Below are 20,602 nucleotides of genomic sequence, written 5' to 3'. Positions count from 1 at the left end.
GTCAATTGGCTTTGCGGCAGGCCAGAATTTCCAGCGCAGTTGGATGCGCAAGCCCTGCTCCTGCGCCAGTCTGAATAAGCGACGTAAAAGATCGCTTCGGCGCTCTCCAGAGAAATCCATGCCCAAATGCTGATGCACTTTCTGGTCAGGACATCAGACACTCTCATCGCTGGTCCCGATGTTTTTCGCCAAAGCTTCGGCAAGACGCTGCTCATCAGCCGAGGAAAGTAGTCGCTCGACGTCCTGAATCAGCAGCATGCCTTCGGCGCTACGCGCCACCCCGCGCAACAGATCGGAAGGCACGCTCGGGTCCGGCGCCGAGAAAAATTCGTTCGGTTCCAATTCCAGGACGACTGCGACCGACTCGACCGTCAGGATTAGTTCACTCAGGCTAGTACGTAGCCAAATCATTGGCCGCCATAGGGATCGTTGTGGTGACTCGCAACTGAAAAGGCCCGCGAGATCAACCACCGGAAGAATCTGGCCCCGCAGGTTGATCAGCCCAGACGGCTTCAGGGGCGCCGGGAAGTGGCGTGCTGACAAGTGCTGGCGAAACCTTGACAACGTTCTCAAGACGCACCGCGCACCGAAGCTTACCAATCGTGGAAGGTAATACCGACAATCCCTCCATAGCTGCTCACGAAGGTTCTTATTCAGAATAGGACTAAAAGTTTGATGCAGCATAGCAATGGAAACGGTCTACGCCAGTCCTTTGAGGACCATAATAACTCTTTGACGTCAAACCAATGACAAGAGCTTCGACCTAGAGTTCGGTCCGCTTCTAAGACTGTTCCGCATTTACGCGGCGTAAAGGATTTAGATTGGAAGTGATGCAGCGCATGCGGAAACCAGTAACGTCCATTGCCCTAAGACGTGGCCTAACAGACTGCTATGACTTCATATGTCTGGCGGCGCCCGTCCACCAGCACTTCAACCTCATCCCCGTCGCAACGACCTAGCAACGCCTGGCCCAGCGGTGAGCGTGGCGATATGACCAGCACATTCACGTCTTCATCGATCACCCGCAACCCGGCGGCGTCCGGGCCGAGGAACACCCAGAGGGATACACCTGCCTGCTCCAGCGAGACCAGCGCACCAAGTTTGATCGTCTCATCGAGCTGCGCGCGCACTGGCAAATTGCGGTAGCTGGTCAGCGCAGTCTCGATCTCATGCACGCGGCGGCGTTGACCGTCGGCCAGATAGGCAGCTTCCAGACCGCGGGTGTCGTATTTATTCTCCGCCTTGCTCTCGGCGTGGGTCGCTGCCTCGTGAGAAGCCTTGAGGGCGTTTTGGGCGATGACGAGGTCGGCTTGTAGCTTTTCGATGATCAGCGTTTGGATGCGGGTCTTGTTCATGCGGGCTCGAATAAAGCAGTCATGACCTCTAGCATCGCATCGGCGCGAACCGAGAGCCACGACGTTTCGCCGCGCTGCGCCCGACATCTTTGTCGTGCCGGTGGGCGACATCCTGGCCAGTGGTCGGCTGATCAATGAACTGAGGGCTGAAACGGGCTGTCCAGAGCTGAAGCGTCCGGATCAGTCGAATCAACTGCCAATATGCACCTTCGAGGCAATATTTTTTAAAGAAACCGGAAATTTGCCGCAGGCGATGAAGCAAGACGCTGCTTATACTGACCTCCCTATTCCAACCTGGAGCCACCCCCGTGAATAAAGCCGAGTTGATTGAAGCGATCGCCACCTCCGCCGACGTCCCAAAGAGCACCGCTATTCGCGTACTGGATGCTTTCACCGAAAGCGTTACCAACACACTGCAGAACGGTGACAGCGTGACGCTAGTCGGCTTCGGCACTTTCGCCGTCAAAGAGCGCGCCGCCCGCGACGGTCGCAACCCGCAGACGGGGGCGACTATCAAAATTTCCGCGGCCAAGCTGCCAGGCTTCAAGCCAGGCAAGTCACTGAAAGACGCAGTGAACTAAGCACCTCGTATACCGGGCCGCTGACGTCCAGCTGGACGCAGCGCCTGTTCAAGACGCCTCGCTCCTCCCTTCTTTGTCTACCCCTCGCAAGCTCGCTCCTCCTGAGCACTGTTGCCCTTTGATTCCGATCAACCGCCGCCCCTGCATCTCCGTGCCTGCGCCATTATAGGAGGCTTGCGCGGTGCCCCAGACAGTAGGGTGGGCTTCAGCCCACCGCTTGCTCTGGCACCGCCCTCATACACGCCTCGTCTGGCCTGTGCCACTGGCGCCTATGCCTTGGTGGGCTGAAGCCCACCCTACAAAACTGAATCTCATTGCCTGCCGTTGCGGGAGGCTTGCGCTGTGCCCCCAGACAAGTAGGGTGGGCTTCAGCCCACCGCCGACTCTGCCCAGGCAGCTGGATCACTTATCCCGATCGATGGCAAAACCCGACCACGCCTGACGCGACGGCATGATTTCCAGCCGGTTGATGTTGATATGCGCCGGCAGCGTAGCGACATAGAAAATTTGCTCGGCGATATCTTCGGCGCTCAACGGTGTGGTGGTGCTGTAAAGCGCGTCAGACGCGGCCTGATTGCCCTTGGTACGAACCAGGGTGAACTCGGTCTCGGCCATGCCCGGAGCGATATCGGTGACCCGCACGCCCGTAGCAATCAGATCGCAACGCAAGTTGTAGCTGAACTGCTGCACGAAGGCCTTGCTGGCGCCATAGACGTGGCTGCCTGGGTATGGCCACTGACCGGCGACCGAGCCGATGTTGACGATGCTGGCGCCTTTGCCGGTCTCGATCAGCGTGGGCAGCAGTGCGTGGGTGACATTGACCAGGCCGGTGATATTGGTGTCGATCATGGTATGCCAATCGTTCAGATCGGTCTTCTGCGCCGGCTCCGGGGCCAGTGCCAGGCCGGCGTTGTTGACCAGACAGGTCACGGCTCGGAAGCCCTCGGGCAGCTTCGCGACCACCTCACTCACCGCTTCGGCCTTGCGCACGTCGAGCGTGGCGACATGCACCGGCACCCTGACGCCAAGCTCCTCTTTCAACGCATCCAAGCGCTCGGAACGACGCCCGGTGAGTACCAGAGACCAGCCCGCCTCGGCAAAACGACGAGCAGTTGCGCGCCCGAACCCAGAAGTTGCACCGGTGATGAAAACGACCTTGCTGTTCATGCTTTTCCTCTTCGATTGGCGATGCTCGTAGAAGCACCGCGATGGGTATCGGCTGTCTATAGTCCTTCGGCAGCCTGAAAATTTCGAGCAGTTTTCCGACCTGTGCGGTAACCGAGGCGGTGGCAAACGTCGTGGATAGGCAACCCTTTGAACCATTGGGGTTTTCGTTTCGGCAACACTTTAAACCGCAGGCCATCAGTGTATTTCTGCAGAGTTGCTATGCGGCAACCCGCATTGATATAGACAAATTTGCATTCTAGGATCAGGGCAGCTTGATCAATTATTTACTCGATAAGAACAACTAACAGGACCCGTCATGACCCAGCCAATTGCCATCCCAACAGTCAAACTCCTGATCGGCGGTGAGCTGGTCGAGTCCTCTACCACCGAATGGCGTGACATCGTCAATCCGGCTACCCAGGAAGTCCTGGCGCGGGTGCCCTTCGCCACCGAAGCGGAGATGAACGCCGCCGTTGCCAGCGCCAAGGAAGCTTTCAAGACCTGGCGCAAGACGCCGATCGGCGCGCGCTCGCGGATCTTTCTCAAGTATCAGCAGCTGATCCGGGAAAACATGAAGGAGCTCGCCGCAATCCTCACCGCCGAACAGGGTAAGACCCTGCCCGACGCCGAGGGCGATGTGTTCCGCGGCCTGGAAGTGGTCGAACATGCCGCCGGCATCGGCAACCTGCAGCTGGGCGAGTTGGCCAACAACGTCGCCACTGGCGTCGACACCTATACGCTGCTGCAACCGCTAGGCGTTTGTGCCGGCATCACCCCGTTCAACTTCCCGGCGATGATTCCGCTGTGGATGTTCCCGATGGCCATCGCTACCGGGAACACCTTCGTGCTCAAGCCATCCGAGCAAGACCCGATGGTGACCATGCGTCTGGCCGAGTTGGCGATGGAAGCGGGCGTGCCGCCGGGAGTATTGAACGTCATTCACGGTGGCGCCGATGCGGTGAACATGATCTGCGATCACCCAGACATCAAAGCCGTTTCCTTCGTTGGTTCGACCAAGGTCGGCACCCACGTCTACAACCGCGCCAGCCAGGCCGGCAAGCGTGTGCAATGCATGATGGGCGCCAAGAACCACGGCATCATCATGCCCGACGCGCACAAGGAGCAGACGCTCAACAACCTGCTTGGCGCAGCGTTCGGCGCGGCGGGTCAACGTTGCATGGCATTGTCGGTGCTGATTCTGGTCGGCGAGGCGCAGAACTGGTTGCCGGATCTGGTGGCCAAGGCCAAGACGCTGAAAGTCAACGCGGGTGCCGAAAACGACACCGATCTCGGTCCGGTTGTCTCTTGCGCAGCGCTGGATCGCATCAGCTCGTTGATCGAGCGCGGCGTTTCGGAAGGTGCCGAGTTGGTACTCGATGGGCGCAATCCACAGATCGCCGGTTACGACAAAGGCAACTTCGTTGCGCCGACCATCTTCTCTGCAGTGAAGCCTGATATGAGCATCTACCGCGAGGAAATCTTCGGCCCGGTGCTCTGCGTGATGCAGGTCGACACCCTCGACGAGGCCATTGAACTGATCAATGCCAACCCCAACGGCAACGGCACCGCCCTCTTCACCCGTTCCGGCGCCGCAGCCCGGCATTTCCAGGAAGAGATCGACGTTGGTCAGGTCGGCATCAACGTACCGATTCCGGTGCCGGTGCCAATGTTCTCCTTTACCGGCTCGCGTGCCTCGAAGCTTGGCGACCTCGGCCCGTATGGCAAGCAGGTGGTGCAGTTCTACACTCAGACCAAAACCGTCATTCAACGCTGGTTCGACGAGAACGAAGTTGGCGGGCCGGTGAACACCACCATCAACCTCAAGTAACGCAATCGGCGCCGCGCATCAGCGGCGCCGCCTTTTCGCCACCCACAACCAGTCGCCACTAACAAGAAGAAGGAAACGGCCATGCATATCGGTTTTCTCGGACTTGGCAACATGGGCGGGCCCATGGCCCACAACCTGCTCAAGGCCGGCCATCAGGTCAGCGTTTTCGATCTATCCGCCGCGGCGGTTTCCGGGCTGGTGGAAGCCGGCGGGAAGGAAGCGACCTCGCCCGCTGCGATAGCAAAGTCGGGTGTCGAGATCATCATCACCATGTTGCCCGCGGCCGCGCATGTGCGTCAGGTCTATCTTGGCGACGATGGGCTATTGGCCCACGTACCGGCCGGCGTATTGCTGATCGACTCCTCCACTATCGACCCGATGAGTGCGCGTGAAGTTGCCGCAGCGGCAGCCAATAATGGCAATCCCATGCTCGACGCGCCGGTTTCCGGCGGCACTGTCGGCGCGGCAGCCGGCACCCTGACCTTCATGGTCGGAGGTAGCGAAACGGACTTTCAAAAGGCTCAGCCGATCCTCGCGGTAATGGGCAAGAACATCGTCCACTGCGGCGGCAGCGGCAACGGCCAGGTGGCCAAGGTTGCCAATAACCTGTTGCTCGGCATCTCCATGATCGGCGCCGCGGAAGCCATGTCTCTGGGCGTCGCGCTGGGAATGGATGCCAAGGTGCTGGCTGGCGTGATCAATTCCTCCAGCGGACGCTGCTGGAGTTCCGAAATCTACAACCCGTTCCCCGGTGTGGTGGAAAACAGCCCGGCCTCGCGCGACTACAGCGGCGGCTTCGGCACCGATTTGATGCTCAAGGATCTCGGTCTTGCCAGTGAAGCGGCCAAGCAGGTGCGCCAGCCGGTTATCCTCGGTGGTCTCGCGCAGCAGCTGTACCAAGCTTTCAGCATGCAGGGCAACGGTGCGCTGGACTTCTCCGCGATCATCAAACTCTACCGTCAAGAGGATCGAACATGACCCAGGCAGAAGCGCCGGTACTGATCGAGGTTCGCAACCGCGTCGGCTATCTCACGCTCAATCGTCCAGCCGGCCTGAATGCCCTGACGCTACCCATGGTGCGCAGCCTTCATCGTCAGCTGCAGGATTGGGCCGACGATCAAAATGTGGTCGCCGTCGTATTGCGCGGTGCTGGGGAAAAAGCGTTCTGTGCCGGTGGCGATATCCGCTCGCTGTATGACAGTTACCAGAACGGCGAAAATCTGCACCGTGAGTTTTTCGAGGAAGAGTACGCCCTCGACCAATACATCCACGCCTACAGCAAGCCACTGCTGGCGCTGATGAACGGCTTCGTCCTCGGCGGCGGCATGGGCCTGGTCCAGGGCGCCTCGCTGCGAGTGATTTCCGAACGTACACGCATGGGCATGCCGGAAGTGGGCATCGGCTATTTCCCTGATGTCGGTGGCAGTTACTTCTTGCCGCGTCTGCCCGGCAATCTCGGCATTTATATGGGCGTGACCGGCAATCACATTGGATCGGCCGATGCGCTCTACGCGGGGCTTGCCGATTATTGCGTGCCGCATGAGCGCTTTGCAGAACTGGAGCAGCGCCTCGATGAGCGGGACTGGAGCACGGCACCTCGTGCAGAACTGACCGCCCTGCTCGCTTCCATGGGAAGTACCGAGCTGCCTGATGCGCCGTTCAAGATGCTTTTCCCAGCCATCGAAAAGCATTTCAGCCACGACAGCATCGCTGCCATCCGCGAATCGCTGGCTGGCGAAACCCGCGCCGAGTACCGCGACTGGGCCGCCGAAACGCTGAAGCTGATCGAAAGCCGCTCGCCGCTGTCCGTCAGCGTCACCCTGGAAATGCTGCGTCGCGGCCGGAAGCTTTCCCTGGCCGAGTGCTTTCGCATGGAGCTGCATCTGGACCGGCAGTGGTTCGACAAAGGGGACATCATCGAAGGCGTGCGCGCACTGATCGTCGACAAGGACAAGAGTCCGCGCTGGAGCCCGCCTACGCTCAATGAAGTGACACCGCAACGTGTTGCTGATTTCTTCGCGGGTGCCTGAGGAGGATCAATGCAAGACATCGAACTGAGCGAAGAACAGAGGATGATCCGTGACATGGCGCGCGACTTCGCCCGCGCCGAGATTGCCCCCAAAGCTCAGGCCTGGGAACAGGCCGGCTGGATCGGCGACGAGACGGTAACCCAGCTGGGCGACCTCGGCCTTCTCGGCATGATCGTCCCCGAGCAATGGGGCGGCACCTATATCGATTACGTCGCCTACGCGCTGGCCGTCGAGGAAATATCGGCGGGTGACGGCGCTATCGGCGCGCTGATGAGCATTCACAGCTCGGTCGGCTGCGGCCCCATCCTGAAATACGGCACACCGGAACAACAGGACGAATGGCTGCCGGATCTGGCCGCTGGCCGTGCCATCGGCTGCTTCGCTCTCACCGAACCCCAGGCCGGCTCCGAAGCACACAACCTGCGCACCCGCGCCGTGCTGGAAAACGGCGAATGGGTGATCAACGGCGCCAAGCAGTTCGTCAGCAACGGCAAGCGCGCCAAGATCGCCATCGTTTTCGCGGTCACCGATCCGGAGCTGGGCAAGAAAGGTTTGTCGGCGTTTCTGGTGCCTACCGACAATTCGGGCTTCGTCGTCGACCGCCTGGAAAGCAAGATGGGTATTCGCGCTTCGGATACCTGCGGCGTGATCCTACGTGACTGCCGCATTCCCGAAGCCAATCTGCTCGGCCCGCGCGGCAAAGGCCTGGCAATTGCCCTGTCGAATCTCGAAGGCGGCCGTATCGGCATCGGCGCACAGGCGCTCGGAATCGCTCGCGCGGCGTTCGAAGCGGCGTTGGGTTATGCCCGTGAACGCATCCAGTTCGACAAGCCGATCATCGAGCACCAGAGCGTGGCGAATATGCTCGCCGACATGCATACCCGGCTCAACGCGGCGCGCCTGCTGATTCTGCATGCGGCGCGCCTGCGCAGCGCCAATTTGCCGTGCCTCTCGGAGGCGTCCCAGGCCAAGCTGTTTGCCTCGGAAGTGGCCGAGTACGTCTGTTCCAAGGCCATGCAAATCCATGGTGGCTACGGCTACCTTGAGGACTATCCGGTCGAGCGCTACTACCGCGACGCGCGCATCACCCAGATTTACGAAGGCTCCAGTGAGATCCAGCGGCTGTTGATTGCGCGGGAGTTGAATAGCTATGGGTTGTAATTGAATCCCGTGAAGCGAGTCGGATTCCCAGGACTAAACATAAAGTCAGTGCGGTAGAGGATCGCCAGCAAGCTGGCTCCTACAAACGCGTGGCGAGTCAACGAGACCTGTAGGAGCCAGCTTGCTGGCGATCAAAGGCCGGCACGCAGACGGCCACAACAAACAGTATTCCGAGCGGCAGATGCCGGCCACCGCGGACCGACATCAAGACAACAATAAAAAGGATACGAACATGCTCAAAGGTACGATGCAGCAGACCCCGCTGATGATCAGCGGCATCCTGACCCACGCGGCCGCGGCCCATGGTGACCGGGAAATCGTTTCGCGACTGGTCGACGAGCCTCAATGGCGCTACGACTACACAGGTCTGGCGAGGCGTGCCGGCCAGGCCGCCGCGATGCTGCAAAGCCTTGGCGTCAAATCTGGCGACCTGGTGTCATCAATGGCCTGGAACACCCATCGTCATTTCGAGTTGTTCTTTGCGGTGCCAGGCATCGGCGCCGTCTTGCACACTGCCAATCCGCGCCTATCGGACGAGCAAATTATTTACACGCTGAACCACGCCGGTAGCGGGGTGTTGCTGTTCGACCGGAGCTTTCTCACCGTGGTCGAACGCGTACGACCGCGGCTGGAGCACATCCACACCTTCGTAATGCTCTCCGATGCGCAACGCACCGAGCCGGGAGAAGTGGGTGCGCTCAGCTACGAAACGCTGCTCGCCAAGGAGCAACCGATCACCGACTGGCCGCAATTCGACGAAAATGCGGGCGCCATGCTCTGCTACACCTCCGGCACCACCGGCAACCCGAAGGGCGTGGTGTATAGCCACCGCTCCGTCGTGCTGCATGCCATGGCCGCTGGCCTCACTGGCGCCTTCGGCTTCTCCGCGTTCGACTGCATCATGCCCTGCTCCTCGCTCTACCACGCCACTGCCTGGGGCGTGCCCTTCACCGCCGCCATCAACGGCTGCAAGTTCGTCCTGCCCTGCGACAAGATGGACGGCGCCAGTTTGCAGGAGCTGATCCAGACCGAAGGCGTCACCTTCTCCGGTGGCGTACCGACCATCTGGACCATGTACCTCAACTATCTGGAACGCACCGGGGAAAGCACCGGCAATCTCAAGTGCCTGGTAATCGCCGGCTCGGCCGTGCCCAGGGCGCTGGCCGAGAAATTCGAAACGAAATATGGCGTCAGTGTCCGCCAGCTTTGGGGCATGACCGAAACCAGCCCGCTTGGTGTGGTCGCCACCCCGACGCCCAAGCTCGCAGCCCTGGGCGAAGCCGCCACCAACGAGGCCATCTGGACCCGCCAGGGCCGCCTGCAGTTTGGCATCGAGTTGAAGATCGTCGACGAAGCAGGCAACGAGTTGCCACACGACGGAATCAGCTCCGGCGCACTGCTGGTGCGCGGCCCCTGGACGGTCGAGCGTTACTTCCGCAGCGAAACCACTGCGCTGGACGAGAACGGCTGGTTCGACACCGGCGACATCGCCACCCTCGACCCCAACGGCTACATGCGCATCACCGACCGCAGCAAGGACGTGATCAAGTCCGGCGGCGAATGGATCAGCTCCATCGATATCGAAAACATCGCCGTGGGTTGCCCCGGCGTACGCATCGCTGCGGTCGTCGGCGTGACGCATGAGAAATGGGAAGAACGCCCAGTCCTCATCATCGAACCGCACGATGACGCCGATATCTGCGCCGAGGCGGTGCTCGCCTACCTCGAACCACAGATCGTCAAATGGTGGATGCCCGACGCGGTAATCATCGCCGCCGTGCCGCTCACCGCCACCGGCAAGATCGACAAGAAAACTCTGCGCGACCGCTACCGTAACCATTTGCTGGAGATGAGCACGAGCGCGGTAAGCATCTAGGCCATGCCATCCGCCCAACGACCTCCAGCAAAGGACGTAGGGTGGATCGCGCTTTACCGATCCACCGGCTGACATCGTCGGTGGATGCGGGAAGCGACCTCTATCGTGGCGATTAGCGGACTTGACGCCACTCTCTGATGGCTGCAACGACGGGCTGGCGTCCGGACTGATGAATCCAAGACCCAAACGGGTGCCCAACCTACGAACCATGCCTATTACCAACGCGCCTCGTCCGCTACGCCTCGGGAGCTAACAATGTCGATAGAAGAAGCCCAACCCCGCCGAGGCCCGCTGGTTGGCCTGCGCGTGCTGGAATTCGCCAGCATCGGCCCCGGTCCGCATTGCGCGATGCTGCTGGCCGATCTTGGCGCCGAGGTGCTGCGTATCGAGCGTGAAGGCGGCAACGGCTGGCCCAATCCTGTAGCGGATCGCGGTCGCAATCGGTTGACACTGGATATCCGCAGCGATGCCGGGCGCGAGCGTTGTCTGGCGTTGGCGGAAAGCACCGACGTACTGATCGAGGGCTTTCGCCCCGGCGTGATGGAGCGTCTGGGTCTCGGCCCGGAACAGGTTCACGCCCGCAATCCGCGTCTGGTCTACGGCCGCATGACTGGCTGGGGCCAGACCGGGCCGTTGGCGAAAAGCGCCGGGCACGACATCAACTATCTGGCGATCACCGGTGCACTAGCCGCTATTGGCGGCCGCGAAGGCCCGGCCATTCCTCCGCTCAATCTGGTCGGCGATTTCGGCGGCGGCTCGCTGTACCTCGCGTTCGGCATCATGGCCGCGCTGTGGGAAAGAGAACGTTCAGGCGAAGGCCAGGTAGTCGACGCGGCCATTGTCGACGGCGTGTCCTCGATGATGAGTTTCTTTGCAGGACTCTTGCCCAGCGGCGCAATTTCCCTTGAGCGCGACCGTAATTTGCTGTCCGGTGCCGCTCCGCATTACCGCTGCTACACCTGTGCCGATGGCCGCGACATCTCCATCGGGCCACTGGAACCGCAGTTTCTTCAGGAATTGATGCAACGAATCGATGCTCCGGCAAGCCTGCGCCAAGGTTGCGCCGATCGCGCCGACTGGCAGGAACAAAGCGAACAGCTCGCCACGCTGTTTGCCAGCAAAACCCAGGCCGACTGGTGCGCCCTGCTCGAAGGCAGCGACGCCTGCTTCGCGCCGGTGCTCACGCTGGAAGAAGCCGCGCAGCACCCGCACATGCAACAGCGCGGCGTCTATCGCGACATCGACGGCGCTCTGCACGCCGCACCAGCTCCGCGTTTTTCGCGAACGCCGGGCGCAATTAGGGATTCGGAAGAGGATGCGACAGGCTGGGATTGATGGGCACCAGAATCACTCGATTGCGGTGGGCTAAAGCCCACCCTACCTAAGCGACGCGGATCATCCATGGCGCCCCGCACCCACGCAGAAACTGTAGGGTGGGCCGGGCGGCGCTCTGCTTCAGCCCACCAAAGACGGCAGTATCACTCCGTTGCGGTGGGCTAAAGCCCACCCTACGCGAGACCCGGAGCAGCCCGGACGCCGGTATACCGACACAACCCCGTAGGGTGGGCTTCAGCCCACCAGGATTTCATTACGCGCATAGTAGTGAGTTAAAGCGGAACGCCATCCGGCTCACCCGAAGAAACACGGAACGGCCCGATGGCCCTAACGACGCCAGAACCGTTTCTCGCGCTCACTCCCCCAAGTTACGCGCAATCACCAACCGCTGAATGTCGCTCGTGCCTTCATAAATCTGGCAGACCCGCACGTCGCGGTAGATGCGTTCCACCGGGAAATCCTGCAAGTAGCCATATCCACCCAGCGTCTGGATCGCCGCCGAGCAGACCTTCTCCGCCATTTCCGAGGCGAACAGCTTGGCCATGGATGCTTCGACGAGTGCGGGCTGGCCGGCCTCGCGCAGTGCGGCGGCGTGCAGCACCATCTGCCGGGCGACGGCGATTTGGGTCGCCATGTCGGCCAGGCGGAAGGCAACGGCCTGGTGTTCGGTGAGCGCTTTGCCGAACGCCTCACGCTCACGTGCGTAATCGCGGGCCGCTTCGAACGCCGCGCGTGCCATGCCTACAGATTGCGCGGCGATGCCGATGCGCCCGCCTTCCAGATTCGCCAAAGCGATGCGGTAGCCCTCGCCCTCCTCACCCAGGCGTTGGGACTCGTGCACTCGCATGTCCTCGAACGCCAGTTGGCAGGTATCCGAGGCGTGCTGGCCGAGCTTGTCCTCGACGCGCACCACCTGATAGCCGGGCGTGTCGGTGGGCACGATAAAGGCGCTGATGCCACGCTTGCCGGCGTCCGGATCGGTCACGGCGAAGACGATCACCGTGCCGGCGTGCTGGCCCGAGGTGATGAATTGCTTGGCGCCATTGATCACGTACCCATCGCCGTCACGCCGGGCGCGGGTGCGCAAGCTACTGGCATCGGAGCCCGCGTGCGGTTCGGTCAGGGCGAAGGCGGCGATCTGCGCGCCGCTGGCCAATGGCGTCAGGTAGCGCTGCTTTTGCTCCTCATTGCCGAAACGCAGGATCGGCACGCAACCCACCGAGTTGTGCACGCTCATGATGGTCGAGCAGGCACCGTCACCGGCCGCGATCTCTTCCAGCGCCAGCGCATAGGCGATATAGCCGGTGTCACTGCCGCCCCACTGTTCTGGGCAGAGCATGCCGAAGAAGCCGAGCTCGGCCATTTCGCCAATCGCCTCGGCCGGGTAACGATGTTCACGGTCCCAGTCGGCAGCGAAGGGTTTCAGCCGCTCCTGGGCGAACTGCTGGGCCATGTCGCGAATGCTGGTTTGTTCGTCGTTGAGCAGCATGGCAGATCCTCAGTCGAGCAGTTCGACGGCCATGGCTGTCGCTTCGCCACCGCCGATGCAGATCGCCGCGATGCCTTTGCGCAAGCCGCGGTCGCGCAGTGCGGCGATCAGGGTGACCAGAATGCGTGCACCAGAAGCACCGATTGGATGGCCCAATGCGCAGGCGCCGCCGTTGACGTTGACCTTGGCGTGATCGAGCCCAAGCTCGCGCATGGTGACCATGCTGACCACGGCGAACGCCTCGTTGATCTCGAACAGATCCACCTCGTCGAGGCGCCAGCCAGTGCGCTCTAGCAGCTTGTGAATGGCGCCGATGGGCGCCGTCGGGAACAGGTTAGGCGCATCGGCGAACACCGCGTGGCCGTGGATTACCGCTTGAGGTTTCAGCCCACGGCGCTCGGCTTCGGAGCGACGAGTAAGCACCAGTGCGGCAGCACCGTCGGAGATGGAGCTGGAATTGGCGGCCGTCACGGTGCCGCCTTCGCGGAACGCCGGTTTGAGCGATGGAATCTTCTCCGGCATCGCCTTGGGTGGCTGCTCATCGTCGCGGATGGTGCGTTGCTCGCGTCCCTGGGTGACGTCGAGCGGGACGATCTCACTGGCGAAGCGACCGCTGGAGATCGCATCTCGGGCGCGCTGTAGCGAGGTCAGCGCATAGGCGTCCTGTTCTTCGCGGCTGAAGCGGTGGTTCTGTGCGCAGTCTTCGGCGAAGGTGCCCATCAGCCGGCCCTTGTCGTAGGCGTCCTCGAGACCATCGAGGAACATGTGGTCGAGCACCTTGCCGTGACCCATGCGATAGCCACCGCGCGCTTTTTCCAGCAGATAAGGCGCGTTGGACATGCTCTCCATGCCGCCCGCAACGACCAGATCGACACTGCCCGCGCGCAATGCATCGTGCGCGAGGATGGCGGCCTGCATGCCCGAGCCGCACATCTTGTTCAGTGTGGTGGACGCGGTCGCCTTGCCCAACCCGGCGCCTAGCGCCGCCTGACGTGCCGGGGCCTGCCCAAGACCGGCCGGGAGCACGCAGCCCATCAGCACTTCCTGCACTTGTTCGGCGGCAACGCCGCTGCGTTCGACTGCCGCGCGAATCGCAGCCGCGCCAAGCTCCGACGCGCTGACGTTTTTAAGATCGCCCTGAAAGCCGCCCATGGGTGTACGGGCGCTGCCCAGAATCACGATTGGATCGTTGTTCATCATGTGTCTCCTGATTATTTCGCGGCCATGCGCAGCGCGCCGTCGAGGCGGATCACTTCGCCGTTGAGCATGTCGTTTTCGATAATGTGGCGCACCAACGCCGCGTACTCATTCGCTCGCCCCAGACGCGGCGGGAATGGCACGCCGGCGGCCAGCGAGTCGCGCACTTCTTGCGGCATACCGGCCATCATCGGCGTCTCGAACACACCCGGTGCGATAGTCATCACGCGGATACCGTGACGCGCCAGTTCGCGCGCAACCGGCAATGTCATGGCGACCACGCCACCCTTGGACGCCGCGTAGGCGGCCTGACCTATTTGCCCATCGTAGGCAGCGATGGAGGCCGTGTTGATGATCACGCCACGATTGCCATGCACATCCGGCTCCCCGCGCGACATCGCCTCGGCAGCCAGGCGCAGCATGTTGAAGCTACCGATCAAGTTGAGGCCGATGACCCGGCTGAAACTGTCCAGCCCATGCGGCCCCTGACGGCCCAGAACCTTTTCGCCGCTTGCAACGCCGGCGCAGTTCACCAGCCCATGCAGGCCGCCGAAGTGCTCCAGCGCCGCACTCACCGCCGCCTGTGCTGCGGCCTCGTCACACACGTTGGTGACCACACCGTGGGCGCTCGCGCCCAGCGTGTCGCTGCGCTCGTTCAGCAGCTCGGCATTGATGTCTGCCAATACCACTTTGGCGCCGGCTGCGACCAGCGTTTCGGCAGCCGCCGCACCCAGGCCGGAAGCGCCTCCAGTGATCAGGAAAACCTTGTCTTGAATATCCACAGCATGACCTCGCGAAGATTTTAAGGACACAGCAGGCACGCGCCGGCGGTTCCCGCTGGGCTCATCTTCATCAGACCGATCAGACTGAACAATGGTCGTTGCACGCAATCGGGCTGACTGTTTTGGCCAATCTGTGGATCGTAGGAGCTTGCTCGCGAACCGTTCTCAAAAAGCGTCGCCAGCAGATTGGCTGAGCATGTAGGAGCGAGCTGTAGGGTGGGCTTCAGCCCACCGCAATGGAGCGCCCCTAGTTTCCGCCGAGAATCAATCCGCGGTACTGACCCGGATTGGTCCCGGTCCACTTGCGGAACGCCTTGTAGAACGAGCTGACATCGGCAAAACCGAGACGCTCGGCGATTTCGGCGTAAGTGATCGCGGCGTCTGCGAGCCACAGCGTAGCCATTTCCTGGCGCACCTGATCCTTGATCGCCTGGTATGGCTGCCCGGCTTCGGCCAGTCGCCGACGCAGCGTCGAGGGCGAGACGCATAGTGTCTGCGCGAGCTGTTCGCTGGTCGGCCATTGTTCCGGTGGTAACTGGCGCAGCTGCGCCTTGATGCGGCTGGCAAGGCTGGTGGTGTCGCGATATCTGACCAGGATGTTGGCTGGCGCATGAGCCAGAAAGTCGTGTAGCTCCTGCTCGCTACGCCGTACCGGCAGGTCGAGCACCTCGGCGGCAAAGATAATCCGCGTGCTGGGCCGGGCGAAGCGCAGGTTGTCGGAGAACATCACCCGGTAGTCATCGGTATAAACCGGTTCGTCGCAGCGCAGCTCCATAGCCAGTAACGGGATGCGCCGGCCGATCAACCAGCACGCCAGACCATGCACCAACATCCAGAACGTGAAATAAGTGAAAGCCCGAAGCGGCCGTGCATCCGTGCGTTCCAGCAAAACGACCTCGGCCAGGCTCTCGCTACGGTGCAGCTCGCCGCGGAAATGCTCAAAAGTCAGCCCGAAGAAATCCAGTGCCAGCCGCATCGCGCTATCCAGCGTCGGCTGTGCCAGGGCCGCTCGAGAGACGAAGGCGAAGCTGCCCGCGCGCATCCGCCGTGCATCCATACCGAAGAATTCGTCATCGAAGCGCCGAGCCAATCGACGCCAGAGCTTGCTGTATTCGGCCACATCGATACGCGCCTCGGTCTCGGCGAGATCGAGAGCGGTCAGCCCAAGCTGGCGCAGCAGGTGCTCGGGTGGCAGCGAGGGCGAGGTCATGGCCAGCAATGCCTCCTCCACCAATCGCACGGAAATGGTGCCCTTGCCCTCGCGAGTCATACGCGCCCCATCATCACGTCGTGGCTGTTGGCGGCCACATCACGCAGAAAATCCCAGCACACGCGCATGCGCGCCAAATCCTTGTTTTCCACCGGCATCAGCATCCAGAAGGTGCGGGTGAATTCGATTTCGTCTACCAGCACTTCTCTGAGCAAGGGCTCCTTGCGCGCCGCGAACGCCGGTAATATCGCCAGCCCGGCGCCCGCCGCGACGGCTTCCTGTTGCGCAAGAATGCTTGTGCTGCGTAGCGAGTGCTGGCGCGGCCGCATGATTTCATCGAGAAAGTTCAGCTCCTTGCTATAGAGCAGGTCCTCGATATAGCTGACAAATACATGGCCGCTCAGATCTTCGCGGCTGCGAATCGGTGAATGCGCCGCCAAGTAGGCTTCCGAAGCATAGAGCCGCAGGACGTAGTCGGTCAGCTTGGTGATCACATAGGGACCGCGCTCGGGGCGCTCCAGGGTGACGACGATATCCGCTTCGTGACGCGCCAGCCGCACCGAACGCGGCACCGCGAGCAAGTCCACACCCAGATGCGGATAGTCTCGCGTCAGGCTGGCCAACTGACCGGCCAGCATTACCGTGCCGTAGCCTTCGGTAGCGCCGATACGCACCTGGCCTGAAAGTTTGTCAGCGGTGAGGCTCGGCTGCTCGATGGAGGTAATCGCGCTTTCCATTGCCTCGGCCTGGGCGAGCAATTCACGCCCCGCCTCGGACAGGCGATAGCCCGCTTTGGCGCGGATGAACAACTGGCGATCCAGCGTCTTTTCCAACGCCTGGACGCGTCGTGCAACAGTCGTGTGATCGACGCCCAGACGCCGCGCGGCAACGGTCAGCTTGCCCGCACGGGACAGTTCGAGAAAAAAACGCAGGTTATCCCAATCCACTGCAAACTCCAGATCCGTTGAGCTTCAGCACGCCCGCCTGCGGCCCGCTGTGCAAAAACACAGAATACCTCTGCATTTCGCACCATGGGTTTACTATTTTTACGCTGCTAGGCTCGTTCATCGAACCCTGTTTCGCCTCACTACATTCGCAATCAGTTCAACAAGAAGAAGGAATCGACATGAGCCAGAAGATTCAGCTCGAAATGCGCGGCCATACTGCTCTGCTGACCATCGCCAATCCGCCGGCCAATACGTGGGACCGCGAATCCCTGGGAGCACTGGAACAGATGATCGGCCAGCTCAACGACAATCCGGACGTTTACGCGCTGGTCATTACCGGTCAGGGCGAGAAGTTTTTCTCAGCTGGCGCCGATCTCAAGCAGTTCGCCGATGGCGACAAGGTTGCGGCCCGCGAAGTTGCTGAGTTGTTCGGTCGCGCCTTTGATGCGCTGAGCCATTTCCGCGGTGTGTCCATTGCCGCTATTAACGGCTACGCCATGGGTGGCGGCCTGGAATGTGCGCTGGCATGTGATATCCGTATCGCCGAAGAGCAGGCGCAAATGGCGCTGCCGGAAGCCAGCGTCGGCCTGCTGCCCTGTGCAGGCGGCACCCAGAACCTGCCATGGCTGGTGGGCGAAGGCTGGGCCAAGCGGATGATCCTCTGCGGCGAGCGCGTCAATGCACAGCGCGCCGAGAAGATCGGCCTGGTCGAGGAAGTGGTGCCGCGCGGCCAATCTCTGGAAGCTGCGCTTAAGCTGGCCGAAGGCGTCAATGCACAAAGCCCCTCGTCCGTCAGCCGTTGCAAGCGCTTGGTGATGAATGCCCGCAGCGGTAGCCATGCAGAAGGCTGGGCTGGCGAGCGCGACCTGTTCGTCGAGCTGTTCGATACCCTGGACCAGAAGGAAGGCGTTAATGCCTTTCTGGAGAAACGCAACGCTAAATGGCAGAACGCCTGAGGATGTTCCGGCGAGGCGGTCGGACATAGCTCATCGCATTCATCGTCTCTACCTTGGAATACCGTAGTCGCAGAGTCGTAGTCATAACGAACCTGCCAGTACGCTCATCTTGATTATTGATCTACAACGCATTGCCACCCACCAGAATGCAGGTAAGCCAGGTGTCGCCATGCGCTCAAGCTGCCGAGGTGGCATGTGAGCACATTGGCTTCCTTGGTGTGCGACTTCCTTGCTTTTGCAGCCAGGCGGCACGCTAGGCCTTGGGCACGCGGCCCAGCAAATAGAACTCGTCGTTCGGCGGCGTCCGCGCCATCGACACCAGACGATTGGAAAGACCGAACAGCGCGGCAATCGCGCCGATGTCCCAGATGTCGCCAAGCGAGAAGCCGACTGCCTCCAGCCGCGCCTGCCCTGCGTCATCCAGCACGCCGCGCTGGGCAGCCAAATGCAAGGCGAAATCAAGCATGACCCGCTGACGTTCGCTGATCGGCGCGGTGCGATAGTTGACCGCGATCTGATCGGCGATCAGCGGGTCCTTTGCGAGGATTCGCAGAATCGCACCATGGGCGACGACGCAGTACAAACAGCCGTGATCGGCACTGACTGCCACGACGATCATCTCCTTTTCGGCCTTGGTCAGGCTGTCGGACTCTCGTTCCATGAGCGCATCGTGGTAGCTGAAAAAAGCCCGAAACTCATCGGGTCGGTGAGCCAACATCAGGAACACGTTGGGCACGAAACCGGCCTTTTCCTGTACCGCAAGGATTCGCTCGCGCACATCATCTGGCAGCGAAGCGATATCTTGTATTAGGGGAAAACGACTGATGGGCTGTGTCATTGCGGACTCCGTATCGTTCAAAAGTGCAGTACCGGTTCGAGCCGGCCCGATGCCGTTCTTCATTCACCGAGGCCGAGCTCAGCGACGCTGACTTCACGCATACGGAATTTCTGCACCTTGCCGCTGATGGTCATGGGGAAGTCGCCGACGAACTTGATATGCCGCGGAGCCTTGAAGTGCGCGATCCGCCCCTTGCAGAAATCACGCAGGTCATCGGCGCTGACTTCATGCCCCGGATGCAGCTTGACCCAGGCAACGATCTCCTCTCCATAGGTCTTGTCCGGCACCCCGATCACCTGCACGTCCGCCACCCCGGGATGGGTAAACAGAAATTCCTCGACCTCGCGCGGATACACGTTTTCACCGCCACGGATGATCATGTCCTTGTTGCGCCCGACGATCTTGAGATAGCCCTCGTCGTCCATGATTGCCAGGTCGCCGGTGTGCATCCAGCGCGCGCCATCGATGGCTCCCGCCGTGGCTTCCGGGTTGTTCCAGTAGCCGAGCATGACGCTGTAGCCGCGGGTACAGAGTTCACCAATCTGCCCGCGCGGGACGATGCGGTTGTGTTCGTCGACCACTTTGCTTTCCAGGTGCGGCTGGGTGCGGCCGACGCTGGTTACGCGACGATCCAGATCATCATCCGGGCCGGTCTGGGTGGAGACAGGGCTTGTTTCGGTCATGCCGTAGGCGATCTGCATCTCGGCCAGGTGCATGTCGTCGATCACCCGCTTCATCACTTCAATCGGGCAAGTGGAACCAGCCATGATGCCCGTGCGCAGGTTGCTCAGATCCAGCGATTGGCGCTCCGGATGGTCGAGCATGGCGATGAACATCGTCGGCACGCCGTACATGCCCGTGGCCTTTTCTTCGGCAGCGGCCTGCAGCGCTGCGAGCGGCTCGAATGCGGCGCTCGGATAGATCATCGTGGTGCCGTGGGTCACGCAGCCGAGGTTGCCCATAACCATGCCGAAGCAGTGATACAGCGGCACCGGAATCACCAGCCGGTCATGCTCGGTGAGTTTCAGGCTTTCGCCGACCATGTAGCCGTTGTTGAGGATGTTGTAGTGACTGAGCGTGGCGCCCTTGGGGAAGCCCGTGGTGCCGGAGGTGTACTGAATATTGATGGGGTCATCGAACTGCAGTTGCTCGCCGCATTGACGCAGCTGCTCAGGGCCGACGCCTTCGGCCATGTCCATCAGGCCTTTCCACAGCAGCATGCCATCCACCGGTTTGTCGCACAGGCTGACCACGCCGCGAAGCTCCGGCAGCAAGTGGCTTTGCAGGGTTCCCACGGCCGAGCGTTCCAGCTCCGGCAGCAACTCATGAAGCATCGCGTGATAGTCGGAAGTCTTGAAGGCATCGGCGCAGATCAGCCAGCGGCAGCCAGACTGTTTGAGCGCGTATTCGAGTTCGTTCAGGCGGTAGGCAGGGTTGATGTTCACCAGCACCACGCCGACTTTGGCAGTAGCGAACTGAGCAATGCACCACTGCGCATTGTTCGGCGACCAGATGCCCACCCGCTCGCCAGGTTTGAGGCCGAGCGCCAACAAGCCCCGTGCGCAGCGGTCCACTTCCTCGGCCAGCTGCGCCCAGGTGTAGCGCAGATTCTGATGACGCACGACCAGGGCCTCACGGTCGGGGAAACGCTCGACTGCCCGGTCGAACGCTGCGCCGATGGTCATGGCCAACAAGGGTTTGGTCTGCGGTCCGCAGGTGTAGCTCGGAAGACTCATGTCGAATTCCTCAGTCTTATGTTTTTTATGAGGCTTTGGCGCCCGTCGTGCTGGAGTTGACAGTCCTTCCGGGCATGATTACGTTAACGTAAAGGTAACAACGCAACAACCCAT

The 20,602-nt window shown here is 61.3% G+C and carries 18 protein-coding genes; 8 read left to right on the top strand and 10 right to left on the bottom strand.

Annotated elements, in window-relative coordinates:
• Positions 1–153: 153 nt before the first annotated feature.
• A complete protein-coding gene (locus tag D7241_RS05895; protein ID WP_408100706.1) occupies positions 154–684 on the bottom strand; it encodes a chemotaxis protein CheW in 531 nt (176 codons plus the stop codon).
• Between the two features lie 194 nt (positions 685–878).
• Positions 879–1,355 (bottom strand): GreA/GreB family elongation factor, encoded by a 477-nt coding sequence (locus D7241_RS05890; protein WP_408100705.1) that lies wholly within the window; start codon positions 1,353–1,355, stop codon positions 879–881.
• 308 nt (positions 1,356–1,663) lie between these two features.
• Here D7241_RS05890 and D7241_RS05885 point away from each other — a divergent pair, with 308 nt between their 5' ends.
• Positions 1,664–1,936 (top strand): HU family DNA-binding protein, encoded by a 273-nt coding sequence (locus D7241_RS05885; protein ID WP_255975756.1) that lies wholly within the window; start codon positions 1,664–1,666, stop codon positions 1,934–1,936.
• A 402-nt stretch (positions 1,937–2,338) separates the two neighbouring features.
• Here D7241_RS05885 and D7241_RS05880 read toward each other — a convergent pair whose 3' ends face one another.
• A complete protein-coding gene (locus tag D7241_RS05880) occupies positions 2,339–3,103 on the bottom strand; it encodes an SDR family NAD(P)-dependent oxidoreductase (protein WP_408100704.1) in 765 nt (254 codons plus the stop codon).
• A 316-nt stretch (positions 3,104–3,419) separates the two neighbouring features.
• Here D7241_RS05880 and D7241_RS05875 point away from each other — a divergent pair, with 316 nt between their 5' ends.
• The 6 genes from D7241_RS05875 to D7241_RS05850 all read left to right on the top strand — a co-directional run bounded on the left by D7241_RS05875 (position 3,420) and on the right by D7241_RS05850 (position 11,333).
• A complete protein-coding gene (locus tag D7241_RS05875) occupies positions 3,420–4,931 on the top strand; it encodes a CoA-acylating methylmalonate-semialdehyde dehydrogenase (RefSeq protein ID WP_408100703.1) in 1,512 nt (503 codons plus the stop codon).
• 81 nt (positions 4,932–5,012) lie between these two features.
• Positions 5,013–5,909: a 3-hydroxyisobutyrate dehydrogenase gene (gene mmsB, locus D7241_RS05870; RefSeq protein ID WP_408100702.1), complete on the top strand. Its 897-nt coding sequence runs from the start codon at positions 5,013–5,015 to the stop codon at positions 5,907–5,909.
• Positions 5,906–6,961, top strand: a complete 1,056-nt coding sequence (locus D7241_RS05865; RefSeq protein ID WP_408100701.1) for an enoyl-CoA hydratase/isomerase family protein — start codon at positions 5,906–5,908, stop codon at positions 6,959–6,961. The genes mmsB and D7241_RS05865 overlap by 4 nt, the downstream gene beginning before the upstream one ends.
• 9 nt (positions 6,962–6,970) lie before the next feature.
• Positions 6,971–8,122: an acyl-CoA dehydrogenase family protein gene (locus tag D7241_RS05860; RefSeq protein WP_408100700.1), complete on the top strand. Its 1,152-nt coding sequence runs from the start codon at positions 6,971–6,973 to the stop codon at positions 8,120–8,122.
• 232 nt (positions 8,123–8,354) lie between these two features.
• Positions 8,355–9,998 (top strand): long-chain fatty acid--CoA ligase, encoded by a 1,644-nt coding sequence (locus D7241_RS05855; protein ID WP_408100699.1) that lies wholly within the window; start codon positions 8,355–8,357, stop codon positions 9,996–9,998.
• Between the two features lie 255 nt (positions 9,999–10,253).
• Positions 10,254–11,333: a CaiB/BaiF CoA transferase family protein gene (locus tag D7241_RS05850; protein ID WP_408100698.1), complete on the top strand. Its 1,080-nt coding sequence runs from the start codon at positions 10,254–10,256 to the stop codon at positions 11,331–11,333.
• Between the two features lie 355 nt (positions 11,334–11,688).
• Here D7241_RS05850 and D7241_RS05845 read toward each other — a convergent pair whose 3' ends face one another.
• From D7241_RS05845 to D7241_RS05825, 5 genes are all read right to left on the bottom strand, one after another.
• Entirely contained in the window at positions 11,689–12,822 is a 1,134-nt protein-coding gene (locus D7241_RS05845; RefSeq protein ID WP_408100697.1) for an acyl-CoA dehydrogenase, read from the bottom strand.
• 9 nt (positions 12,823–12,831) lie between these two features.
• Positions 12,832–14,019: an acetyl-CoA C-acyltransferase gene (locus D7241_RS05840; protein ID WP_408100696.1), complete on the bottom strand. Its 1,188-nt coding sequence runs from the start codon at positions 14,017–14,019 to the stop codon at positions 12,832–12,834.
• A gap of 14 nt (positions 14,020–14,033) precedes the next feature.
• Positions 14,034–14,801 (bottom strand): SDR family NAD(P)-dependent oxidoreductase, encoded by a 768-nt coding sequence (locus tag D7241_RS05835; protein WP_408100695.1) that lies wholly within the window; start codon positions 14,799–14,801, stop codon positions 14,034–14,036.
• Between the two features lie 247 nt (positions 14,802–15,048).
• Entirely contained in the window at positions 15,049–16,071 is a 1,023-nt protein-coding gene (locus D7241_RS05830; RefSeq protein ID WP_408100694.1) for an AraC family transcriptional regulator, read from the bottom strand.
• On the bottom strand, positions 16,068–16,958 hold the full coding sequence (locus D7241_RS05825; RefSeq protein WP_408100693.1) for a LysR family transcriptional regulator: 891 nt from the start codon (positions 16,956–16,958) through the stop codon (positions 16,068–16,070). Before D7241_RS05825 ends, D7241_RS05830 begins: the two co-directional genes overlap by 4 nt.
• Positions 16,959–17,137: 179 nt before the next feature.
• Between D7241_RS05825 and D7241_RS05820 the strand changes: the two genes are divergently transcribed.
• The gene (locus tag D7241_RS05820) at positions 17,138–17,914 is read left to right on the top strand and encodes an enoyl-CoA hydratase (RefSeq protein WP_408100692.1); all 777 of its coding nucleotides are present in this window, start codon (positions 17,138–17,140) and stop codon (positions 17,912–17,914) included.
• 253 nt (positions 17,915–18,167) lie between these two features.
• Here the strand turns inward: D7241_RS05820 and D7241_RS05815 are convergent, their stop codons facing one another.
• Both D7241_RS05815 and D7241_RS05810 read right to left on the bottom strand, forming a co-directional pair.
• Positions 18,168–18,752, bottom strand: a complete 585-nt coding sequence (locus tag D7241_RS05815) for a peroxidase-related enzyme (RefSeq protein ID WP_408100691.1) — start codon at positions 18,750–18,752, stop codon at positions 18,168–18,170.
• Positions 18,753–18,811: 59 nt separating this feature from the next.
• A complete protein-coding gene (locus D7241_RS05810) occupies positions 18,812–20,488 on the bottom strand; it encodes an AMP-binding protein (protein WP_408100690.1) in 1,677 nt (558 codons plus the stop codon).
• Between the last annotated feature and the right edge of the window lie 114 nt (positions 20,489–20,602).

Source organism: Stutzerimonas sp. VN223-3 (assembly GCF_045999685.1).
In the GTDB taxonomy this organism is placed as follows: Bacteria; Pseudomonadota; Gammaproteobacteria; order Pseudomonadales; family Pseudomonadaceae; genus Stutzerimonas; species Stutzerimonas stutzeri_AR.
Note: the sequence above shows the minus strand (reverse complement) of the source record. Positions and strands in the feature narration are given on the sequence as shown.